Annotated in this window: 17 protein-coding genes; 6 read left to right on the top strand and 11 right to left on the bottom strand. The window is 68.1% G+C overall.

Annotated features, from left to right (window positions below; translation table 11 throughout):
- Positions 1-49 precede the first annotated feature (49 nt).
- On the top strand, positions 50-1,078 hold the full coding sequence (locus tag DID99_RS31260; protein ID WP_124668243.1) for a MerR family transcriptional regulator: 1,029 nt from the start codon (positions 50-52) through the stop codon (positions 1,076-1,078).
- A gap of 145 nt (positions 1,079-1,223) precedes the next feature.
- Here DID99_RS31260 and DID99_RS31255 read toward each other — a convergent pair whose 3' ends face one another.
- The 4 genes from DID99_RS31255 to DID99_RS31240 form a co-directional block, all read right to left on the bottom strand.
- The gene (locus tag DID99_RS31255; protein WP_124668242.1) at positions 1,224-1,916 is read right to left on the bottom strand and encodes a hypothetical protein; all 693 of its coding nucleotides are present in this window, start codon (positions 1,914-1,916) and stop codon (positions 1,224-1,226) included.
- On the bottom strand, positions 1,891-2,115 hold the full coding sequence (locus DID99_RS31250; protein WP_124485430.1) for a helix-turn-helix transcriptional regulator: 225 nt from the start codon (positions 2,113-2,115) through the stop codon (positions 1,891-1,893). Before DID99_RS31250 ends, DID99_RS31255 begins: the two co-directional genes overlap by 26 nt.
- A gap of 8 nt (positions 2,116-2,123) precedes the next feature.
- Positions 2,124-2,684 (bottom strand): DUF2975 domain-containing protein, encoded by a 561-nt coding sequence (locus tag DID99_RS31245; protein ID WP_124668241.1) that lies wholly within the window; start codon positions 2,682-2,684, stop codon positions 2,124-2,126.
- A gap of 306 nt (positions 2,685-2,990) precedes the next feature.
- On the bottom strand, positions 2,991-4,388 hold the full coding sequence (locus DID99_RS31240) for a sigma-54-dependent Fis family transcriptional regulator (RefSeq protein WP_124668240.1): 1,398 nt from the start codon (positions 4,386-4,388) through the stop codon (positions 2,991-2,993).
- 204 nt (positions 4,389-4,592) lie between these two features.
- Here DID99_RS31240 and DID99_RS31235 point away from each other — a divergent pair, with 204 nt between their 5' ends.
- The 3 genes from DID99_RS31235 to DID99_RS31225 are packed head-to-tail and all read left to right on the top strand — an operon-like array spanning position 4,593 to position 8,056.
- On the top strand, positions 4,593-5,522 hold the full coding sequence (locus DID99_RS31235) for an MBL fold metallo-hydrolase (protein ID WP_409333454.1): 930 nt from the start codon (positions 4,593-4,595) through the stop codon (positions 5,520-5,522).
- A gap of 29 nt (positions 5,523-5,551) precedes the next feature.
- Positions 5,552-7,231, top strand: a complete 1,680-nt coding sequence (locus DID99_RS31230) for a bifunctional protein tyrosine phosphatase family protein/NAD(P)/FAD-dependent oxidoreductase (RefSeq protein WP_124668239.1) — start codon at positions 5,552-5,554, stop codon at positions 7,229-7,231.
- Between the two features lie 18 nt (positions 7,232-7,249).
- Entirely contained in the window at positions 7,250-8,056 is an 807-nt protein-coding gene (locus DID99_RS31225; RefSeq protein WP_044848262.1) for a sulfite exporter TauE/SafE family protein, read from the top strand.
- A 96-nt stretch (positions 8,057-8,152) separates the two neighbouring features.
- Here the strand turns inward: DID99_RS31225 and DID99_RS31220 are convergent, their stop codons facing one another.
- The 4 genes from DID99_RS31220 to DID99_RS31205 all read right to left on the bottom strand — a co-directional run bounded on the left by DID99_RS31220 (position 8,153) and on the right by DID99_RS31205 (position 12,238).
- Positions 8,153-8,974: an ABC transporter permease subunit gene (locus DID99_RS31220; RefSeq protein WP_124485424.1), complete on the bottom strand. Its 822-nt coding sequence runs from the start codon at positions 8,972-8,974 to the stop codon at positions 8,153-8,155.
- Positions 8,971-9,900, bottom strand: a complete 930-nt coding sequence (locus tag DID99_RS31215) for an ABC transporter permease subunit (protein WP_044848264.1) — start codon at positions 9,898-9,900, stop codon at positions 8,971-8,973. Before DID99_RS31215 ends, DID99_RS31220 begins: the two co-directional genes overlap by 4 nt.
- Positions 9,897-11,057 (bottom strand): ABC transporter ATP-binding protein, encoded by a 1,161-nt coding sequence (locus DID99_RS31210; RefSeq protein WP_044848265.1) that lies wholly within the window; start codon positions 11,055-11,057, stop codon positions 9,897-9,899. The genes DID99_RS31215 and DID99_RS31210 overlap by 4 nt, the downstream gene beginning before the upstream one ends.
- An 86-nt stretch (positions 11,058-11,143) precedes the next feature.
- Entirely contained in the window at positions 11,144-12,238 is a 1,095-nt protein-coding gene (locus tag DID99_RS31205) for a polyamine ABC transporter substrate-binding protein (RefSeq protein ID WP_124485422.1), read from the bottom strand.
- Positions 12,239-12,773: 535 nt separating this feature from the next.
- On the opposite strand from DID99_RS31205, the gene DID99_RS31200 reads away from it, so the two are divergent.
- Positions 12,774-12,977, top strand: a complete 204-nt coding sequence (locus tag DID99_RS31200) for a DUF1289 domain-containing protein (RefSeq protein WP_027784516.1) — start codon at positions 12,774-12,776, stop codon at positions 12,975-12,977.
- 75 nt (positions 12,978-13,052) lie between these two features.
- Here the strand turns inward: DID99_RS31200 and DID99_RS31195 are convergent, their stop codons facing one another.
- The 3 genes from DID99_RS31195 to DID99_RS31185 all read right to left on the bottom strand — a co-directional run bounded on the left by DID99_RS31195 (position 13,053) and on the right by DID99_RS31185 (position 16,515).
- Positions 13,053-13,694, bottom strand: a complete 642-nt coding sequence (locus DID99_RS31195; protein WP_044848916.1) for an OmpW family protein — start codon at positions 13,692-13,694, stop codon at positions 13,053-13,055.
- Between the two features lie 65 nt (positions 13,695-13,759).
- A complete protein-coding gene (locus DID99_RS31190; protein WP_124570543.1) occupies positions 13,760-14,950 on the bottom strand; it encodes a nitronate monooxygenase family protein in 1,191 nt (396 codons plus the stop codon).
- A gap of 128 nt (positions 14,951-15,078) precedes the next feature.
- Positions 15,079-16,515, bottom strand: a complete 1,437-nt coding sequence (locus tag DID99_RS31185) for an aldehyde dehydrogenase family protein (protein WP_124485420.1) — start codon at positions 16,513-16,515, stop codon at positions 15,079-15,081.
- A gap of 270 nt (positions 16,516-16,785) precedes the next feature.
- On the opposite strand from DID99_RS31185, the gene DID99_RS31180 reads away from it, so the two are divergent.
- Positions 16,786-17,151, top strand: coding sequence for a hypothetical protein (locus DID99_RS31180; protein WP_044848913.1), 366 nt, complete (start codon positions 16,786-16,788; stop codon positions 17,149-17,151).
- Positions 17,152-17,335: the final 184 nt, after the last annotated feature.

Genomic DNA, 17,335 nt, shown 5'->3' with positions numbered 1-17,335 from the left:
CGTAGCGTAACGTTCGAGACTCCAGTGTGCGCACCGAACGGAGGACATCATGCGGCTGAAAGTGGGAGAACTGGCGAAACGCAGCGGCCTGACCGTCCGCACGCTTCATCACTATCACGCGATCGGCCTCCTGACGCCTTCGGCGCGTGCCGACAACGGCTACCGGCTGTACGACCGCGACGACATCGCCCGGCTCCACCAGATCCAGGCCCTGCGTCGCTTCGGACTGTCGCTCGCCGAAATCGGCGACTACCTGAACCGGCCCGGCACCCCGCTCGTCGCACTCGTCGCGAGGCAGATCGCGTCGCTCGACCACCAGCTCGCGCGGACCGCGCAGCTGCGCGAGCGGCTCGTGCACCTGCACGCGCAGCTCGCCGCGGGCACGGAGCCGGAGCTGGCCGACTGGCTCACCACACTGGAGTTGATGACCGTGTACGACAAATACTTTTCCGAGGAAGAACTCGCGCGCCTGCCGATGTATCGCAAGAGCCAGGCCGGCGACGCGGAATGGACGGCGCTCGTCGCCGACGTGCGTGCGCTGCACGACGCGGGCGTGCCGCCCGAGGACGAGCGCGCACGCGCGCTAGCCGGCCGCTGGATGGCGCTGCTCGTGCGCGACACGAACAACGATCCGCGGCTGCTGGCGAAGCTCAACCTGATGCACGAGCGCGAACCGTCGATGCAGTCGAAACTCGGCATCTCGACCGTGCTGCGCGACTATGTGCTGCGGGCGTCCGCGGAAACGAAGATGCGGATCTTCGAGAAGTATCTCGCGCCGGACGAGATCCGCTTCATGCGGGCGCACTTCGGTGAACGCTCGATGGAATGGCCGCAACTGATGGGCGACGTGCGCGACGCGATCGATGCGGGCGCGCAGCCCGATTCGCCGGAAGGCCGCGCGCTCGCGCAGCGCTGGCTCGACCTGTTCCGCAGCTACGCGGGCAACGACCCGGCCACGCACGCGAAATTCCGCAACGCGATGATGACCGAGCCGGCGCTGACGAAGGACTCATGGGTCGACGACACGCTGCTCGGCTTCATGCGCGAGGCGATGGCGCAGCTTGCGCCGGCGCGTTGAGGGTCCAACGCCCCGGCAGCCCGGGCGGTGCGTGGCCGTTGCGCGCCGCCCGGACACGTCGTCAGGCGAACCGGCTCGTATCCGGCCGCGCGTCGAAAACGCCGCGCGATCACGTCTCACCGGCAGCGCCGAGCCGCGTGCTTCCTTACCACTTGCAGCCCGTATCGCGAACCGCATCCAGCGCGAGCATCGGGAGTGCGAGCAAGCCGGCACTCGAGTAGGCGCGCCGGCAGTCGGCGCGCCGTGCGTCCGACACCCCGCTTGCCAGCGTCTCGTCGACCGAATGGCGACGCGCGGCCGGGAGGCCGGACGCTGCGCCCAGCGCACCGACCGTGGCTGCCGCAGGGCTGCGCCCCGTCGCACGACGCGTGCCGATCGTCGCCAGATCACGCTCCCAGTCGACCTCGGGGGTCGGCGCACGCACCGGGCTGCTTTCAGCCGAATCCGGCGCGCCGCCGGTCGTTGCCTGCGCGGGCGCGGCCGCAAGCGAACGTGTCGCCCGGCGCGGCGTCGCCGCTGCGCCGGAACGGCTTTTCGGTTCGCGCGTCTCTCGCATGGCTGCTGTCGGACCGGTGCGCCGGTCGACCTCGGTTGCGGGCGCAGGTTCGGGCGTCACGGGAATCAACCGGACGCTCAATGCAATCCGGCCCGACGACGCATCGACCCGGGTCGCAACCGGCCCGCGCGCCGCGGGCATCCGCTGCAGCGCATACCAACCGATCGCATGCAGCAACACGGCGATCACGCCTGCAACTGCCACGATGCCCGGCCGACGCCGCCGCGCCGCATCGACGACCGGCGGTTGCGGCACGTCAATCCGGCTCGCCGCCGCCGTCATCGCTGAACGCGAGCAGGTCGCCCGGCTGACAGTCGAGATACCGGCAGATCGCCTCCAGCGTCGCGAAGCGGATGCCCTTGACCTTGCCTTGCTTGAGCAGCGACAGGTTCGGTTCGGTGATCCCGACGGCCGCCGCGAGATCCTTCGAGCGGACCTTGCGGGTCGCGAGCATCACATCGAGTTTGACCACGATCGACATCGCGCGCCTCAGACGAACTGCCGGTGTTCGGCATCGAGCTCGCTCGCCTGCCGCAGGATGTGCGCGATCACCGCGATACAGGCCGCCGTGAACAGCGCGACGACGTACGGCAGGCTGAAGCCGATGCTGACGACGCGATGGCCGACCGGCTCGCGAAACGTCGCCCACACGCTCAGCAGCGGTTCGCACAGCAGGCTCAACAGCACCCACAGACCGATCGCGCGCCCCGTCTTGCCGAGATGGCCGGCCGCCTGCGCCGAGAAATAGTCGCGCCGAGCGTAGGTCCGGAACAGCTCGCGCAAGTGGCGCAGGCCGCCCGCGAGCGCAACGAGCGGGACGCTCGACAGCAGGGTGCCGACGGCCTTCTGCCACCACGGGAACGCGCCGACATCGACGCCCAGGTTCGTGACCACCGAATCGGTGAGGCCGAATACGAGGCCGGGCCCGGTGGCCGCGCTCAACGACGGGAACGCCCAGCACGCGGCGTTGAGCACCAGCATGCCGACGATGAACCACAGCGTGACGGTAGCCATGCGCTGACTGATACGGGCAATGCGATCGGAATGCATGCGACCTCCTCGATACGGTGTGAACACGCATCGATTGTAAGCCACATGATTATCGTAAAACGATAATTATTTTGTGCAGAACAGTCATTTTTTATCGTCAATCATGACAGCCGACTGCAAGCTCGCCCGACCGGCCGGGCAATCGGCGATCGTCGTGCAGGCCGATCGCGCGCCCGCGCTTCGTCATGTCGCGAGGGAACACGGGCCGGGCGTTCGGGTCCGCATTCGGCACAGGCGGCGCGCCGCCGTCCATCAGCTTGCCGCTTGATGCGACCGGTCGGCGGCAGCCAGGCACGACGCGCCCGCTCACCGGTCGCGCACCCCGAGCCCGAGCGCCTTCATCCGCCGGTACAGCGTGCGCTCGCTCATCCCGACGTGCTCGGCCAGTTGCTTGCGCGTGCCGTCGAACGTGCCCGCAAGCCGCACGAGTTCCGCGTCCGACACACCGCGCGCGCCCGCCGCACGCGCCGGTGGCGTCACCGACGCCGCGACCAGCTCGGCCGGCAAATGCTCGACGCGAATCGTGCCGTCGTCCGCGAACAGGCACGCGCGCTCGAGCACGTTGCGCAGCTCGCGGATGTTGCCCGGCCATGCATACGCGTCGAGGCACGCGCGCGCGCGCTCGGTCAGCACGAACGGCCGGGCCGCGAACGGCCGCGCGCTCGCGTCGCCCGCGCCGGCGCGCGCGTTCGCGATGCGCCGCAGGATCGACTCGGCCAGCAGCGCGACGTCGCCACGCCGCTCGCGCAGCGCGGGCAGCGGAATCGGGAACGCGTTGATCCGGTAGTACAGGTCCTGGCGGAACCGGCCGTCGTCGATCATCTCGCGCAGCGGCTTGTGGGTCGCCGCGACGAGCCGGAAATCCGCGCGCAGCGCCTCGACGCCGCCGACGCGCCGGAACGTCCCCGACTCGATCAGCCGCAGCAGCTTCACCTGCATCGGCAGCGGCACGTCGCCGATCTCGTCGAGAAACAGCGTGCCGCCCTGCGCGGTCTCGACGAGGCCCGGCTTGCGCTGGTTCGCACCGGTAAACGCGCCCTTCTCGTAGCCGAACAGTTCGCTCTCGAACAGCGTCTCGGCGATGCCCGAACAGTCGACCACCACGAACGGCCCCATCGCACGCTCGCTCGCCTCGTGCAGCGCCCGCGCGAACAGTTCCTTGCCGGTACCCGATTCGCCGAGCAGCAGCACGGGCAGCATCGACGGCGCGACGCGCTGCAGCGCGCCGAGCGCCGCATTGAACGCGTCTGCGCCGCCGACGAGCCCTTCCGCACTCGGCTGCGCCGACGCGCTGCGCACCGTCGTCAGCCGCTCGACGTAGGCGATCACGTCGCCGCGCGCATCGAAGATCGGCCGCAACTCCACGTCGACGTGCTCGGGGCCGCGCGGCGTATGGTGAATGTGCAGCACGCGGTTCAGGCTGCGCGACTCGCGCGCCTGCTTCATCGGGCAATGCTCGCCCGCCTGGTCGCACGGCACGTCGTAATGATGCGAAACCCGGAAGCAGTGCCGGCCGACGTGCTCGACGCCCGCCACGCCGAACTGGCGCCGGTACGCATCGTTCGCGGCGAGGATGCGGTAGTCGGGATCGACGACGATCATCGGCTGCGGATCCTGTTCCAGATACGCGACGAGCGCGCGGACGTCGGGCATGACGTCGCGCGACGGCGCGGGAACGATCGGAATGGTGTCGTGCGGATTCATCGGGAGGCTCGGAGACGGATGGGCGGACGGACTGCCAGGCGGACTGCCAATTCTGCCACGACGCTGCCAGATATGGCAGTCGACGTCGACGGCACCCCGTCGCCGGTGCCTGCGACCCACCGCGGCCACGCCAAAAATCCGAGCCGAATCAATTACCTGCCACATCATCCGGCAGCGCGGCGCGAATTGGCATGCTTCTTGAACATGGGATGTCCGATTGCAGACGCAGAACCAGATCGAGGACATCCCGTGAGCCATGCCCCCCTGCTGTCGGTCGAAGGCTTTTTCGACCCGGCGACCCACACCGTCAGCTATCTGCTGCTCGACACCGAAAGCCGCGCATGCGCGCTGATCGACAGCGTGCTCGACTACGACCCGAAATCCGGCCGCACGCACACCGCCAGCGCCGACCGGCTGATCGCGCGCGTCGCCGAACTCGGCGCGACCGTCCACTGGCTGCTGGAAACGCACGTGCATGCCGACCATCTGTCGGCCGCGCCGTACCTGAAGGCGCACGTCGGCGGACAGATCGCGATCGGTGCCCACGTGCGCCGCGTGCAACACGTATTCGGCACGCTGTTCAACGCCGGCCCCGGCTTCGCGCAGGACGGCCGCCAGTTCGACCGCCTGCTCGACGACGGCGACACGCTCGCGCTCGGCGCGCTGACGATCCGCGCGCTGCACACGCCGGGCCATACGCCGGCGTGCCTGACCTACTGCGTCGACGACGCGACGCAGCGCGCGGCGTTCGTCGGCGACACGCTGTTCATGCCCGACTACGGCACCGCCCGCTGCGACTTCCCGGGCGGCGACGCGCGCACGCTGTACCGTTCGATCGCGCGCGTGCTCGCCCTGCCGCCCGACACGCGCCTGTATCTGTGCCACGACTACCAGCCGGGCGGCCGCGACGTGCAGTTCGTGACGACGGTGGCCGAGCAGCGTCGCGCGAACGTGCACGTGAAGGACGGCGTGACCGAGGACGATTTCGTCGCCATGCGCACCGCGCGCGACGCGACGCTCGACATGCCCGTGCTGATGCTGCCGTCGGTGCAGGTCAACATGCGCGCCGGCCACCTGCCCGAGCCCGAAAACAATGGCGTGCGCTACCTGAAGATACCGCTCGACGCGATCTGAGCCGCCGCCCCGACCGGAGAACCCCCGACATGACCATCCGCCCGCTGACCGACCTGCTGTCGGTCTCGCCCCAGATCGCCGCGACCGACCTGCCCGCCCTGCACGCGGCCGGCATCCGCACGATCGTCTGCAACCGCCCGGACGGCGAAGGCGCCGACCAGCCGACCGTCGCCGAGATCCGCGCCGCCGCCGCGCCGCTCGGCATCGCCGTGCACTACCTGCCCGTCGACACCGGCAAGGTCACCGACGACCAGGCCGCGCAGTTCGGCACGCTCGTCGCGTCGCTCGCCGGCCCGGTACTCGCGTACTGCCGCAGCGGCACGCGTTCGGCGACGCTGTGGGCGCTGTCGCAGGCAGGCCGTCGCCCGGCCGGCGACATCGTCGCGATCGCCGCCACGGCCGGCTACGACCTCGGCGCGCTCGCACCGCGTCTCATGCGAGACCTCGCGCAAGACGGCCGCCAGGCCGCGCCGGCCGTCGACGCGCGGCACGACATCGTGATCGTCGGCGCGGGTGCGGCCGGCGTCGCGGTCGCGTCAAGCCTGCTGGCACGCGACGCATCGCTCGATATCGTGGTGATCGACCCGGCCGATACGCACTACTACCAGCCGGGCTGGACGATGGTCGGCGCGGGCGTGTTCCGGCCCGACACGACCGCGCGCCCGATCGTCGACCTGCTGCCGCGCGGCGTGAAATGGATCCGGGCCGCCGTCGCCGGCTTCGAGCCCGACACGCACACGGTGGTGCTCGACGGCTGCCGGCGCATCGGCTACCTCAAGCTGGTCGTGTGCCCGGGCCTCAAGCTCGACTGGCACGCGATCGACGGCCTCGCTCAAACGCTCGGCCGCAACGGCGTCACGTCGAACTATCGCTACGATCTCGCGCCGTACACGTGGGAACTGGTGCAGGCGTTCCGCGGCGGCAATGCGCTGTTCACGCAGCCGCCGATGCCGATCAAGTGCGCGGGCGCCCCGCAAAAGGCGATGTACCTGTCGTGCGATCACTGGCGGCGCGCGGGCCGCCTCGGTGCCGCGAACGTCGAGTTCCTGAATGCGGGCGGCGCGCTGTTCGGGGTCGCCGATTACGTGCCCGCGCTGATGGAGTACGTGAAACGCTACGACATCGCGCTGTCGTTCGGCCACAACCTCGTCGCGATCGACGGGCCGGCGCGGCGCGCGACGTTCAAGCGCGCGCTGCCCGACGGCGGCACGGAAACCGTCGAGCGCCCGTTCGACATGATCCACGTCGTGCCGCCGCAGAAGGCGCCCGATTTCGTGCGCGCGAGCCCGCTCGCCGACGCGGCCGGCTGGATCGACGTCGATCCGGCGACGCTGCGGCACAAGCAGTTCGCGGACATCTTCGCGCTCGGCGACGTCACCAACACGACCAATGCGAAAACCGCCGCCGCGGCCCGCAAGCAGGCGCCCGTCGTCGCGCACAACGTGCTCACGTCGCTGGGCCGCGCGCGCGGCGACGCCGCGTACGACGGCTACGGCTCGTGCCCACTCACCGTCGAGCGCGGCAAGATCGTGCTCGCGGAATTCCTGTACGGCGGCAAGGTCGCGCCGACCTTCCCCGCGTGGCTGATCGACGGCCGGCGCCCGTCGCGGCTCGCGTGGCTGCTCAAGGAGCGCGTGCTGCCGCCGCTCTACTGGAAGGCGATGCTCAAGGGCCGCGAATGGCTCGCGAAGCCCGCGATCGCACGTTGACCGGAATCCGATGACACCATGCTGATTTCCCTCGTACTCGGCAGTCTCGTCGGCGCCGTGCTCGGCCTCACCGGTGCGGGCGGCGGCATTCTCGCGGTGCCCGCGCTCGTCGTCGGGATGGGCTGGCCGATGCAGCAGGCCACGCCCGTCGCGCTCGTCGCGGTCGCGGGCAGCGCCGCGCTCGGCGCGCTCGAAGGGTTTCGCCGCGGGCTCGTGCGCTATCGCGCGGCGTTGCTGATGGCCGTCGCCGGCGTGCCGCTCACGACGCTCGGCGTGAAGCTCGCGCACGTGCTGCCGCAACGCGTGCTGCTGGCGCTGTTCGCGCTGACGATGCTGGTCGTCGCGGGCCGCCTGCTGCGGCAGGCGCTGCGTCATGCGCCCGGCGACGCGGACGCGTCGCCGCTGTGCGTCGGCCGCGTGAATCCCGACACGGGCCGGCTCGTCTGGTCGTGGCCGGTCGGGCTCGCGCTCGCGTCGACCGGCGCGGTGACGGGGCTGATGACGGGCTTGCTCGGTGTCGGCGGCGGTTTCGTGATCGTGCCGATGCTGCGCAAGTTCACGAACGTGTCGATGCACGGCGTGGTCGCGACGTCGCTGATGGTGATCGCGCTGGTCGGCACCGGCGGCGTGTTCGCGACGCTCGTGTCGGGCACGCGCGCGCCGCTCGACATGACGCTGTGGTTCACGGTCGCGACGGCAATCGGGATGGCGATCGGCCGCAGCGCGTCCCGGCACCTGTCCGCGCGGCACGTGCAGGCCGGCTTCGCTGCGGTGCTCGTCTGCGTGGCGCTCGGGTTGCTCGCGAAGGCGGCGTTCGGCGCGTAAGCCGCACGCGGCTCGCATGCCAAACAAAACGCCCGGGCCGACTCGTCGTCGGCACCGGGCGTTATTCGTTGCGTCGGCAACCTGTGCGCGAGCGCGTCAGGCGGCGAACGCGGCCATCCGCTTGCGTTCCTGGCGCAGCATCACGAAGTTCGCGATCACGACGCCCGCCGTCACCGCGACGATGAACAGCGTCGCGAGCGCATTCATCTCCGGGTTCAGGCCGAGACGCACGCGCGAGAACACGACGAGCGGCAGCGTCGTCGAGCCGGGGCCCGACAGGAACGCCGACAGCACGAGGTCGTCGATCGACAGCGTGAACGACAGCAGCCAGCCCGCGATCAGCGCCTGCGAGATCAGCGGCAGCGTGATCGTGAAGAACACCTTCAGCGGCGTCGCGCCGAGATCGAGCGCCGCTTCCTCGAGCGACGGGTTCAATTCGCGCACGCGCGACTGCACGATGATCGCGACGTACGAGATGCACAGCATCACGTGGCCCAGCCAGATCGTGAACACGCCGCGCTCGGCGGGCCAGCCGATCCACTTCGCGAGCTCGATGAACAGCAGCAGCAGCGAGATCCCCTGGATCACCTCGGGGATCACCAGCGGCGCGTTGATCATTCCGCTGAACAGCGCAAAGCCGCGAAAGCGCCCCATCCGCGCGAGCACGAAGCCGGCCCACGTGCCGATGAACACCGACGCGAACGCGGTCAGCACGCCGATCTTCAGCGACAGCCACGCGGCCGTCAGCAGCTCGTCGTCCTCCGCGAGCGCCGAGTACCAGCGGAACGAGAAGCCCGACCACACGGTGACGAGCTTCGACTCGTTGAACGAATAGACGATCAGGCTGATGATCGGGATGTACAGGAACGCGAAGCCGGCGAACAGCGCCGCGAACTGCAGGTAGCGATTCGGCTTCATCGACGGCGGCCCTCCTGCTCCTTCGCCTGGAAGTGCTGGAACATCGCCATCGGCACGAGCAGCAGCAGCACCATCGCGCAGGTCACGGCCGACGCCATCGGCCAGTCTGCGTTGTTGAAGAACTCGTTCCACATCACGCGGCCGATCATCAGCGTGTTCGCGCCGCCGAGCAGTTCCGGAATCACGTACTCACCGACCGCCGGAATGAACACCAGCAGGCAGCCCGCGATGATCCCGTTCTTCGACAGCGGCAGCGTGATCTGCACGAACGCCTTCCACGGCTTCGCGCCGAGATCGTACGCGGCTTCGAGCAGGCGCAGGTCCATCTTCACGAGATGCGCGTACAGCGGCATCACGAGGAACGGCAGGTACGAATACACCATCCCGATGTACACCGCGTAGTTCGTGCGGTACAGCTCGATCGGCGTATGGGTCAGGCCGATCCACATCAGGAAGTTGTTCAGGAGCCCGTTGTTCTTCAGGATCCCGATCCACGCGTACACGCGGATCAGGAACGACGTCCAGAACGGCAGCATCACACCCATCATCAGCAGGTTGCGGGTCGCCGGGTTCGAACGCGCGATGTAGTACGCCATCGGATAACCGATCAGCAGGCACAGCAGCGTCGTGATCGCCGCGACCACCACCGAATTCACGTAGGTCGCGAAATACAGGCTGTCGGTGAGCAGGAACGCGTAGTGCGACAGGTTCAGCGCGATGTGCACCACGCCGTCCGCGTACGACGCGAGTTCCGTATACGGCGGGATGCCGAGCTGCAGCTCCGCGAAGCTGATCTTCACGACCAGCACGAACGGCACCAGGAAGAACAGCACGAGCCACGTGTACGGCCCCGCGACGACCGCCGAGCCGCCGGTCAGGTTGAAGCGCCGCACCGGCCATGCGAGCAGGGACTTGAGCGTGCTCATGACGTCAGCACCACGCCGGCCGTCGCGCTCCAGCGCACGTAGATCTCGTCGCCGAGCGCCGGCGTGTCGAGCTCGGAGATCGCGAGGCTCGACACGTTCGCGATCACCGTCTTGCCCGCGTCGAGCTTCACGTGATACAGCGAGTAGCCGCCCATGTACGCGACGTTGGTGATCTTGCCGTGCGCCCAGTTGAACGCGCCTTCGGGCGGCTTGCGGGTGAGCGCGATCCGCTCGGGGCGCACCGACACCGTGACCGGCATCCCGAGCGGGCCCGTGATCCCGTGGCTCACGTACAGCCGGCTCGGCAGCTCCGGCGATTCGATGTACACGTAATCGGGTTCGTCCTCGACGGTGACGCCTTCGAACAGGTTGGTCGAGCCGATGAACTCGGCCGAGAAGCGGCTGTTCGGATATTCGTAGACTTCGTTCGGCGAGCCGATCTGCACGATCTGCCCTTCGCTCATCACGGCGAGCCGGTTCGCCATCGTCATCGCCTCTTCCTGGTCGTGCGTGACCATGATGCAGGTGACGCCGACCTTGTTCAGGATGTTGACGAGCTCGATCTGCGTGCGCTGGCGGATCTGCTTGTCGAGCGCCGACATCGGCTCGTCGAGCAGCAGCACCTTCGGGCGCTTGACGAGCGAACGCGCGAGCGCGACGCGCTGCTGCTGGCCGCCCGACAGCTGGTGCGGCTTGCGCTTCGCGTACTTGCTCATCTGCACGAGCTCGAGCGCCGCGGCGACGCGCTCCTTCAGCTCCGCCTTCGGCGTGCCTTCCTGCTTCAGGCCGTAGGCGACGTTCGATTCGACCGACATGTGCGGGAACAGCGCATACGACTGGAACATCATGTTCACGGGCCGCTTGTACGGCGGCATCTGTGCGAGGTCCTCGCCGTCGATCAGGATCTTGCCCGACGTGACCGTCTCGAGGCCCGCCAGCATGCGCAGCAGCGTCGACTTGCCGGAACCCGAGCTGCCGAGCAGCGCGAACAGCTCACCCTGGCGCACCGTCAGGTTCACGTTGCGCACCACTTCGGTGTCGCCGAATTTCTTGACGACGTCGACGATCTGGACAAAATTCTCGGCGCGCGTATCGGCGCCGGACGAAGGAACGAAGGACGGTGCGCCCGCGACCGGCGCACCCGACTGGCTATTCATGATGTGCTGCTTCTCTCCTGCGTTTGACGAACAAAGCCCCCGGGGACACCAGGGGCTTCATGACTGCTGGCTGACTCCGGCTCGCTTCAGCGGCCCGATTTCAGCTCGGTCCACAGACGCGTCTGCAGACGCTGGATTTCAGGCGGCAGCGGCTTGAGCAGGAACAGCGTCTTCACGACGTCGGCCGGCGGATAGACGGCCGGATCGTTCGCGACGTCGGGCCGCACGTACTTGCGCGACTCGGCGTTCGCGCTCGGGTAGTACACGGCGTTCGTGATCGCCGCGTGCACCTTCGGATCCTCGATGTAGTTGATCCACTGCAGCGCGGCGTCCTTGTTCTTCGCGTCCTTCGGGATCGCCATCACGTCGAACCAGACCGGCGCGCCGCCCTTCGGAATGTAGTACTCGACCTTGTACGGCTTCTTCGCCTCGATCGCGCGATGCTTCGCGATCACGACGTCGCCCGACCAGCCGAATGCGAAGCAGATGTCGCCGCCGACCAGATCGTTGATGTAGCCCGACGAGTTGAACTGCGTGATGTACGGGCGGATCTTCTTCAGCACCTCCATCGCGGCCTTGTAGTCGGCCGGGTTCGTGCTCATCGGATCCTTGCCGATGTAGTGCAGCGCCGCCGCGAACATCTGGTCCGGCGCGTCGAGCACCGACACGCCGCAGGTCTTCAGCTTCGAGATGTTTTCCGGCTTGAACAGGATGTCCCAGTTGTCGAGCGGGACCTTGCCGAGCGCCTGCTGCGCCTTCGTCAGGTTGTATGCGAGACCGGTCGTGCCGTACGCCCAGGGCACCGAGTACTTGTTGCCCGGGTCCGCACCGGCGACGAGCGCCATCAGTTGCGGATCGAGGTACTTGAGGTTCGGCAGCTTCGACTTGTCGAGCGGCGTGAAGATGCCGGCGGCGATCTGCTTGCCCGCGTAGTTGCTGGTCGGCACGACGATGTCGTAGCCCGAGCTGCCCGTCAGCAGCTTCGCCTGCAGCGTGTCGTCGCTGTCGTAATTGTCGTAGCGGACCTTGATGCCCGCCTGCTTCTCGAAGTTCGGGATCGTGTCCTTCGCAATGTAGTCCGACCAGTTATAGACATTGAGTTGCGTATCCTTCGCCGCCGCCGCCGATGCACCCACGCACAGCGCGAGCGCTGCGAACCGGCCCACTACGTTTGCTTTCATCCCGTTCTCCCTCCGGCCGGACCGCTTGTCCGGCTGCCGTCTGCCTCGTCATGGCGGCGCGTTCCGGCACGCCGCCCCTCGAAAACCCCGAACGCTACCACCATTCGCGCTCCGTCACAAAAAAATCATGCCCGTGTCGCGCAAACGGAACAGATTCCCGCCGCCGGCCGCTCGGGCGGCCCGCGCAGCGGGGCGTTCCGGGGGAATTCTATCGGGTAATCGGCGTCTGTCCATCGGGAAAAGAAAGCGGTGGCGAAACCGCGTGCCGCATGCAGTACAAGCGGCCCGCGCGACGCGCGGTGCATGCGGCCGTTTCACCGGGGAAATCGCGACACGGTGCGCCACGCGCCGCGCCCTGTCCGGCACGGCGGGCCAGCCGTCGCCGACGGCGATCCGGCCATCGTCCGGCCGTTCGGCCGACCGGCCGCACCGTCACGGCAACGCGACCGTACGGCACGCTAGCGGCGTCCGCCGGCTGCCCCGTCCCGATGCATTAAAATGACGCCCTGACGATCTCACTGCGCGAACCCTCCCGATGGCCTCCAATCTCCACGACCTGCCCGACAGCCCCTGCATCGGCGTGTGCTCGACCCTCTTCGACGAAGTCTGCAAGGGCTGCGGCCGCACGGCCGGCGAAGTGTCGAACTGGGTGTTCCTGAGCGACGACGAGAAGCGGGCCGTGTGGGAGCGCATTACGCGCGAAGGCACCGCGATGCGCTTCCAGTACGACAAGCTGTAAACCGGCCGCACAAAAAAAGAGCGGCATGCCGACTGCCATGCCGCCAACCCCAACTCTGTTCTTGTCCGCGAACCGTTAGAACTTCATCCCGACGCCCACGCCGACGATCAGCGGATCGATGTGCAGCGTGCCGATGCCCTTGTCGCCGAGCGTCGCATCGGTGCTCATCCAGATCTTCTTCACGTCGACGTTCATGAACACCTTCTTCGTCAACTGCACGTCGACGCCGAATTGCAGCGCCGGACCGAAGCTGCTCTTGTTGATCGACACGCCTTCCCCGCCGACGTTGAGCCCGTTGTTGTAGAAGTACGTGTAGTTCAGGCCCGCGCCGACGTACGGACGCACCTTGCCGGCATGGTTGAAGTGGTACTGCAGCAGCAGCGTCGGCGGCAGCACGCCCACGCCGCCGAGATTGCCGAGGCTCGACGTCATCTGGTGCCGCGACGTGCCGAGGATCAGCTCCACGCCCAGGTAGTCGCGGATCATGTAGGTGAAGTCGAGCTCCGGCACGATCGCGTTGTTCACGCCGGTATTGATCGCGCCGAGCGTGTCGCTCGCGCGTTCGTTCGGCTGGATGCTGATCGCGCGCAGGCGGACCAGTACGTCACCCTGGTTGATCCCGTCGCCCGGCGACGCCGCGTGCGACAGCGTGGGCATCGTGACCAGACTCGCCGCGACGGCGGCAGCGGTGACACATGTTCGAATCGTTTTATGCATGGTAAAGACCCCTGAAGAATGCATTCCATTTTCCTCGTAGGGTCTTTTCGTCGTTTTGATATCCGTCAAGCCAGCGTAAACCTCGGACGGTTTGTCGCAGTCGCCGCGGCACGGCCCGTCAGCAGCAGGTCGAGCAGATCGCGCACGCTGCGGATCGCGTTGCCGAACGGCAGCGCTTCGTGGCCGCGGAAGAACAGGCCGTTCGCGACGTCGCCCCGCAACGCGGCCGCGAGCCGCGTGTCGATGCAGAAATGACCGAACTTTTCGATGCCGTCGCGCAGCCCGCAGACGCTCAGGCACTCGAGCGCGGTCGGGCAGCGCTGCCTGAACGCGCCGAGCTTGTCGCGAATGCGCGTTTCGTTGCGCAGGTAACGATCGAGCCACGGTGTCTTCACCGCGCGCGCCGGCAGCCCCGTCACGCTGACGAATTCGACGATGTCGTCGGGCAGCGCGTCGGCCAGTACGCGCTTGAAGTTCGGATGCGCGTCACCTTCCTCCGTCACCGCGAACGGCGTTCCGACCTGCACGCCGTTCGCGCCGGCCGCGAGCGCCGCACGCACCGAGTCGTGACTGTTGATCCCGCCCGCGACGATCAGCGGGATCGTGTCGCGCGCCAGGCCGAGCGACGCCATCACCTGCGCGGCCTCGTCGAGCACGCGCGCGAAATCGAAGCGCGCATCGTGCATGTCGTCGATCTGCGTGACCCCGAGGTGGCCGCCCGCATGCGCGGGATGCTCGATCACGATCGCATCCGGCAGCCGCCCCTTCTTCATCCACTTCTTCAGCACCAGCGCGATCCCGCGGCTGTCCGACAGGATCGGGATCAGCGCGATGTCGCGCCCCTGCGTGAGATCGGGCAGATCGAGCGGCAGGCCCGCGCCCATCACGATCGCGTCCGCGCCTTCGTCGCACGCGACGCGCACGTAGTCCGCATGCGTGCGCACCGCCTTCATCACGTTGACCGCGATCATCCCGCGGCCTTCGCCGTAGGTCTTCGCGAGGCGAATCTCGCGCGCGAGCGCGTCGAGGTTCGCGGCCTCGAGCGTCGCGCGGTCGGGATTCGCGCGACAGCGCGCGAGCAGGTCCGCGTGGTGGTGACGCAGGTCGATGCTCGCGATCGTGCCGAGCGCGCCTTCGCGCGCGACGCTGCCCGCGAGGCGGTGCGCGGAGATGCCGACGCCCATGCCGCCCTGCACCACGGGCAGCAACGCGCGGCCGCGAATCGTGAGCGGCGGGAAGGAAGTGCGTGCGGTCATCTGAACCTCGTCGAAACATCGGAAATCGGAAACGCGATGATCGACGATCCACCGACGCGCATCTTGACGGCCGTCAATAAAAAAACGGCACGCGAGCGTGCCGTTTCGGGTCAGGCGGGGTGCGACGCTCAGGCCGGATTCGCCGGCTTGAGCTGCATCGACTTGTATTCGAGATACTCTTCGAGCCCGTACACGCCGTTCTCGCGGCCGTGCCCCGACTGCTTGTAGCCGCCGAACGGCGCGGCGCTGTTCCACGTGCCGCCGTTGATGTCGACCTGCCCCGTGCGGATGCGGCGCGCGACGCGCATCGCGCGTTCGTCGCTGCCCGCCCACACCGCGCCGCCGAGCCCATAAGGCGAATCGTTCGCGATGCGCACGGCTTCGTCTTCGTCGCGATACGTGATGATCGACAGCACCGGCCCGAAGATTTCTTCCTGCGCGATCGTCGATTTCGGATCGACGCGGCCGAACACCGTCGGCTTCACGAAGAAGCCCTTCGCGAGCCCTTCCGGCAGGCCCGTGCCGCCCGTCACGAGTTCCGCGCCGTCGTCGATCCCGCGCTGGATGTAGGCCTGCACGCGCTGCTGCTGCGCGGCCGATGCGAGTGCGCCGAGGCGCGTCGTTTCCTGGCGCGGGTCGCCCGCGACATACGCTTCGGCCGCCGCCTTCGCGAGCGCGCGCGCCTCGTCGTAGCGCGCTTCCGGCACCAGCATCCGCGTGTGCGCCGAACAGGTCTGGCCCGCGTTCAGGTAGCACGCGTTGACCGTGCCCTTCACCGCCGTCGCGAAATCGGCATCGTCGAGAATCACCGACGCCGACTTGCCGCCCAGTTCGAGCGCGACGCGCTTCACGCCCGCGGCCGCGAGTTCGGCAACGCGCTTGCCGGCGCGCGTCGAACCCGTGAACGACACCATGTCGACGTCCGGATCGGTCGCCAGCACCTCGCCGACGACCGGGCCGTAACCGCATACGAGGTTGAACACGCCCGGCGGCAGGCCCGCTTCGTGAATCGCCTCCGCGAGCATGAACGCGTTGAGCGGCGCGACTTCGGATGGCTTCAGGACGACCGTGCAGCCGGCCGCGAGCGCCGGCGCGACCTTCAGCGTGACCTGGTTGAGCGGGTAGTTCCACGGCGTGATCGCCGCGACGACGCCGACCGGCTCGCGCACCACCAGCGAGTTGCCGACCGTCGCCTCGAATTCGAACGATTCGGCGAGTTTCGCGTACGCCTTCCAGTTGTAGATCGGGCCGCCGACCTGGATCGCACGCGACAGCTTGATCGGCATCCCGACTTCGCCGGTGATCGACTGCGCGAGTTCCTCGCTGCGCGCCTGCAGACGCTCGACGATCTTGCGCAGGTAGCCCGCGCGCGTCGCGGCCGGGGTCGCGGCCCACGCGTCGAACGCCGCGCGCGCCGCGCGGATCGCGTCCTGCGCGTCCGAGGCCGTGCCCTCCGGAATCCGGCCGATCACGGCCTCGGTGCCCGAGTCGATCACGTCGATCGTGCCCGTTCCGGCCGGCTTGCGCCATGCACCGTCGATGTAGAACTGGTTGTAGATTTTCATCGCTTCCTGTCTCCCGGAAAACGGCCATTCTAACGAGTGTGGCGCCACCCGGCGATGACGCCGGACCAGACCGCGAGCGCCGCCGAACGGTCCGCACGGGCGCCGGCGAGCGGGTGCCGGATACCGGACGCCCGCGGGGCTGCGGCATCCGCGCCACGCCGGCACGCCACGAGGCCGCACGACGTGGCCCGCATCGTGCTATGTTTTTAGTATCGGCGCCGGCCGCTGCAGGCCGCGCCACCCGGAATCGATGCCTTCGTGAGCGCTGCCATGACCGACGCATCCCATATCCTCGGCTCGCAAGATCGCCTGGAGCTGCTGTGCTGGCTCACCTGCGGCAATCTCGGCGCGTTTTACCTGAACGAAACCTGGCCGGACGCATCGTTCCAGGTGCAGGCCGCGCACCGCTGGCTCGACCGCCATCACCGGCAGGCCGACTGGCTCGCGATCGCGAAGCTGGCCGCGCTGGCGCAGGACATCGCCAAGCGGCACGCCGACTTCGTCGACGCGTCGTGGGCGCGTGACGCGGTCGAGGAAATCGTCGATACCGACGATCTCGATTACCGGGCGAAACTCGTGCAATGGGTGTACGAAGACTGCTGCAAGGCGCTTGCCGACAAGCGGCTCGCGGATTGATGCGACGGCACAAGGCGGCGGGCGGCGCGCGAGGTGATGCGCCGGTTGCGGTCGCAGCGCCTGCCGGCCGGAAACGGCGCCGCCGCGTCGAATCGTCATCGAGGGTGCCGCACCCGACCTGACATTTTCCCTTCAATGGCCGTCGTGCCGATCCGGTAACGGCGAACATCTGCCCGGATACGAA

The sequence above is a fragment of the Burkholderia sp. Bp8986 genome, assembly GCF_003854225.1.
Taxonomy (GTDB): domain Bacteria; phylum Pseudomonadota; class Gammaproteobacteria; order Burkholderiales; family Burkholderiaceae; genus Burkholderia.
This window is presented reverse-complemented; position numbering and strand designations above follow the sequence as displayed.

Coding starts and splice junctions, on each gene's coding strand:
- DID99_RS31210 (WP_044848265.1), bottom strand. CDS start 11,057: ATGAATAGCCAGTCGGGTGCGCCGGTCGCGGGCGCACCGTCCTTCGTT.
- DID99_RS31245 (WP_124668241.1), bottom strand. CDS start 2,684: ATGCATTCCGATCGCATTGCCCGTATCAGTCAGCGCATGGCTACCGTC.
- DID99_RS31255 (WP_124668242.1), bottom strand. CDS start 1,916: ATGACGGCGGCGGCGAGCCGGATTGACGTGCCGCAACCGCCGGTCGTC.
- DID99_RS31225 (WP_044848262.1), top strand. CDS start 7,250: ATGCTGATTTCCCTCGTACTCGGCAGTCTCGTCGGCGCCGTGCTCGGC.
- DID99_RS31250 (WP_124485430.1), bottom strand. CDS start 2,115: ATGTCGATCGTGGTCAAACTCGATGTGATGCTCGCGACCCGCAAGGTC.
- DID99_RS31190 (WP_124570543.1), bottom strand. CDS start 14,950: ATGACCGCACGCACTTCCTTCCCGCCGCTCACGATTCGCGGCCGCGCG.
- DID99_RS31260 (WP_124668243.1), top strand. CDS start 50: ATGCGGCTGAAAGTGGGAGAACTGGCGAAACGCAGCGGCCTGACCGTC.
- DID99_RS31240 (WP_124668240.1), bottom strand. CDS start 4,388: ATGAATCCGCACGACACCATTCCGATCGTTCCCGCGCCGTCGCGCGAC.
- DID99_RS31180 (WP_044848913.1), top strand. CDS start 16,786: ATGACCGACGCATCCCATATCCTCGGCTCGCAAGATCGCCTGGAGCTG.
- DID99_RS31235 (WP_409333454.1), top strand. CDS start 4,593: ATGGGATGTCCGATTGCAGACGCAGAACCAGATCGAGGACATCCCGTG.
- DID99_RS31195 (WP_044848916.1), bottom strand. CDS start 13,694: ATGCATAAAACGATTCGAACATGTGTCACCGCTGCCGCCGTCGCGGCG.
- DID99_RS31215 (WP_044848264.1), bottom strand. CDS start 9,900: ATGAGCACGCTCAAGTCCCTGCTCGCATGGCCGGTGCGGCGCTTCAAC.
- DID99_RS31220 (WP_124485424.1), bottom strand. CDS start 8,974: ATGAAGCCGAATCGCTACCTGCAGTTCGCGGCGCTGTTCGCCGGCTTC.
- DID99_RS31230 (WP_124668239.1), top strand. CDS start 5,552: ATGACCATCCGCCCGCTGACCGACCTGCTGTCGGTCTCGCCCCAGATC.
- DID99_RS31205 (WP_124485422.1), bottom strand. CDS start 12,238: ATGAAAGCAAACGTAGTGGGCCGGTTCGCAGCGCTCGCGCTGTGCGTG.
- DID99_RS31185 (WP_124485420.1), bottom strand. CDS start 16,515: ATGAAAATCTACAACCAGTTCTACATCGACGGTGCATGGCGCAAGCCG.
- DID99_RS31200 (WP_027784516.1), top strand. CDS start 12,774: ATGGCCTCCAATCTCCACGACCTGCCCGACAGCCCCTGCATCGGCGTG.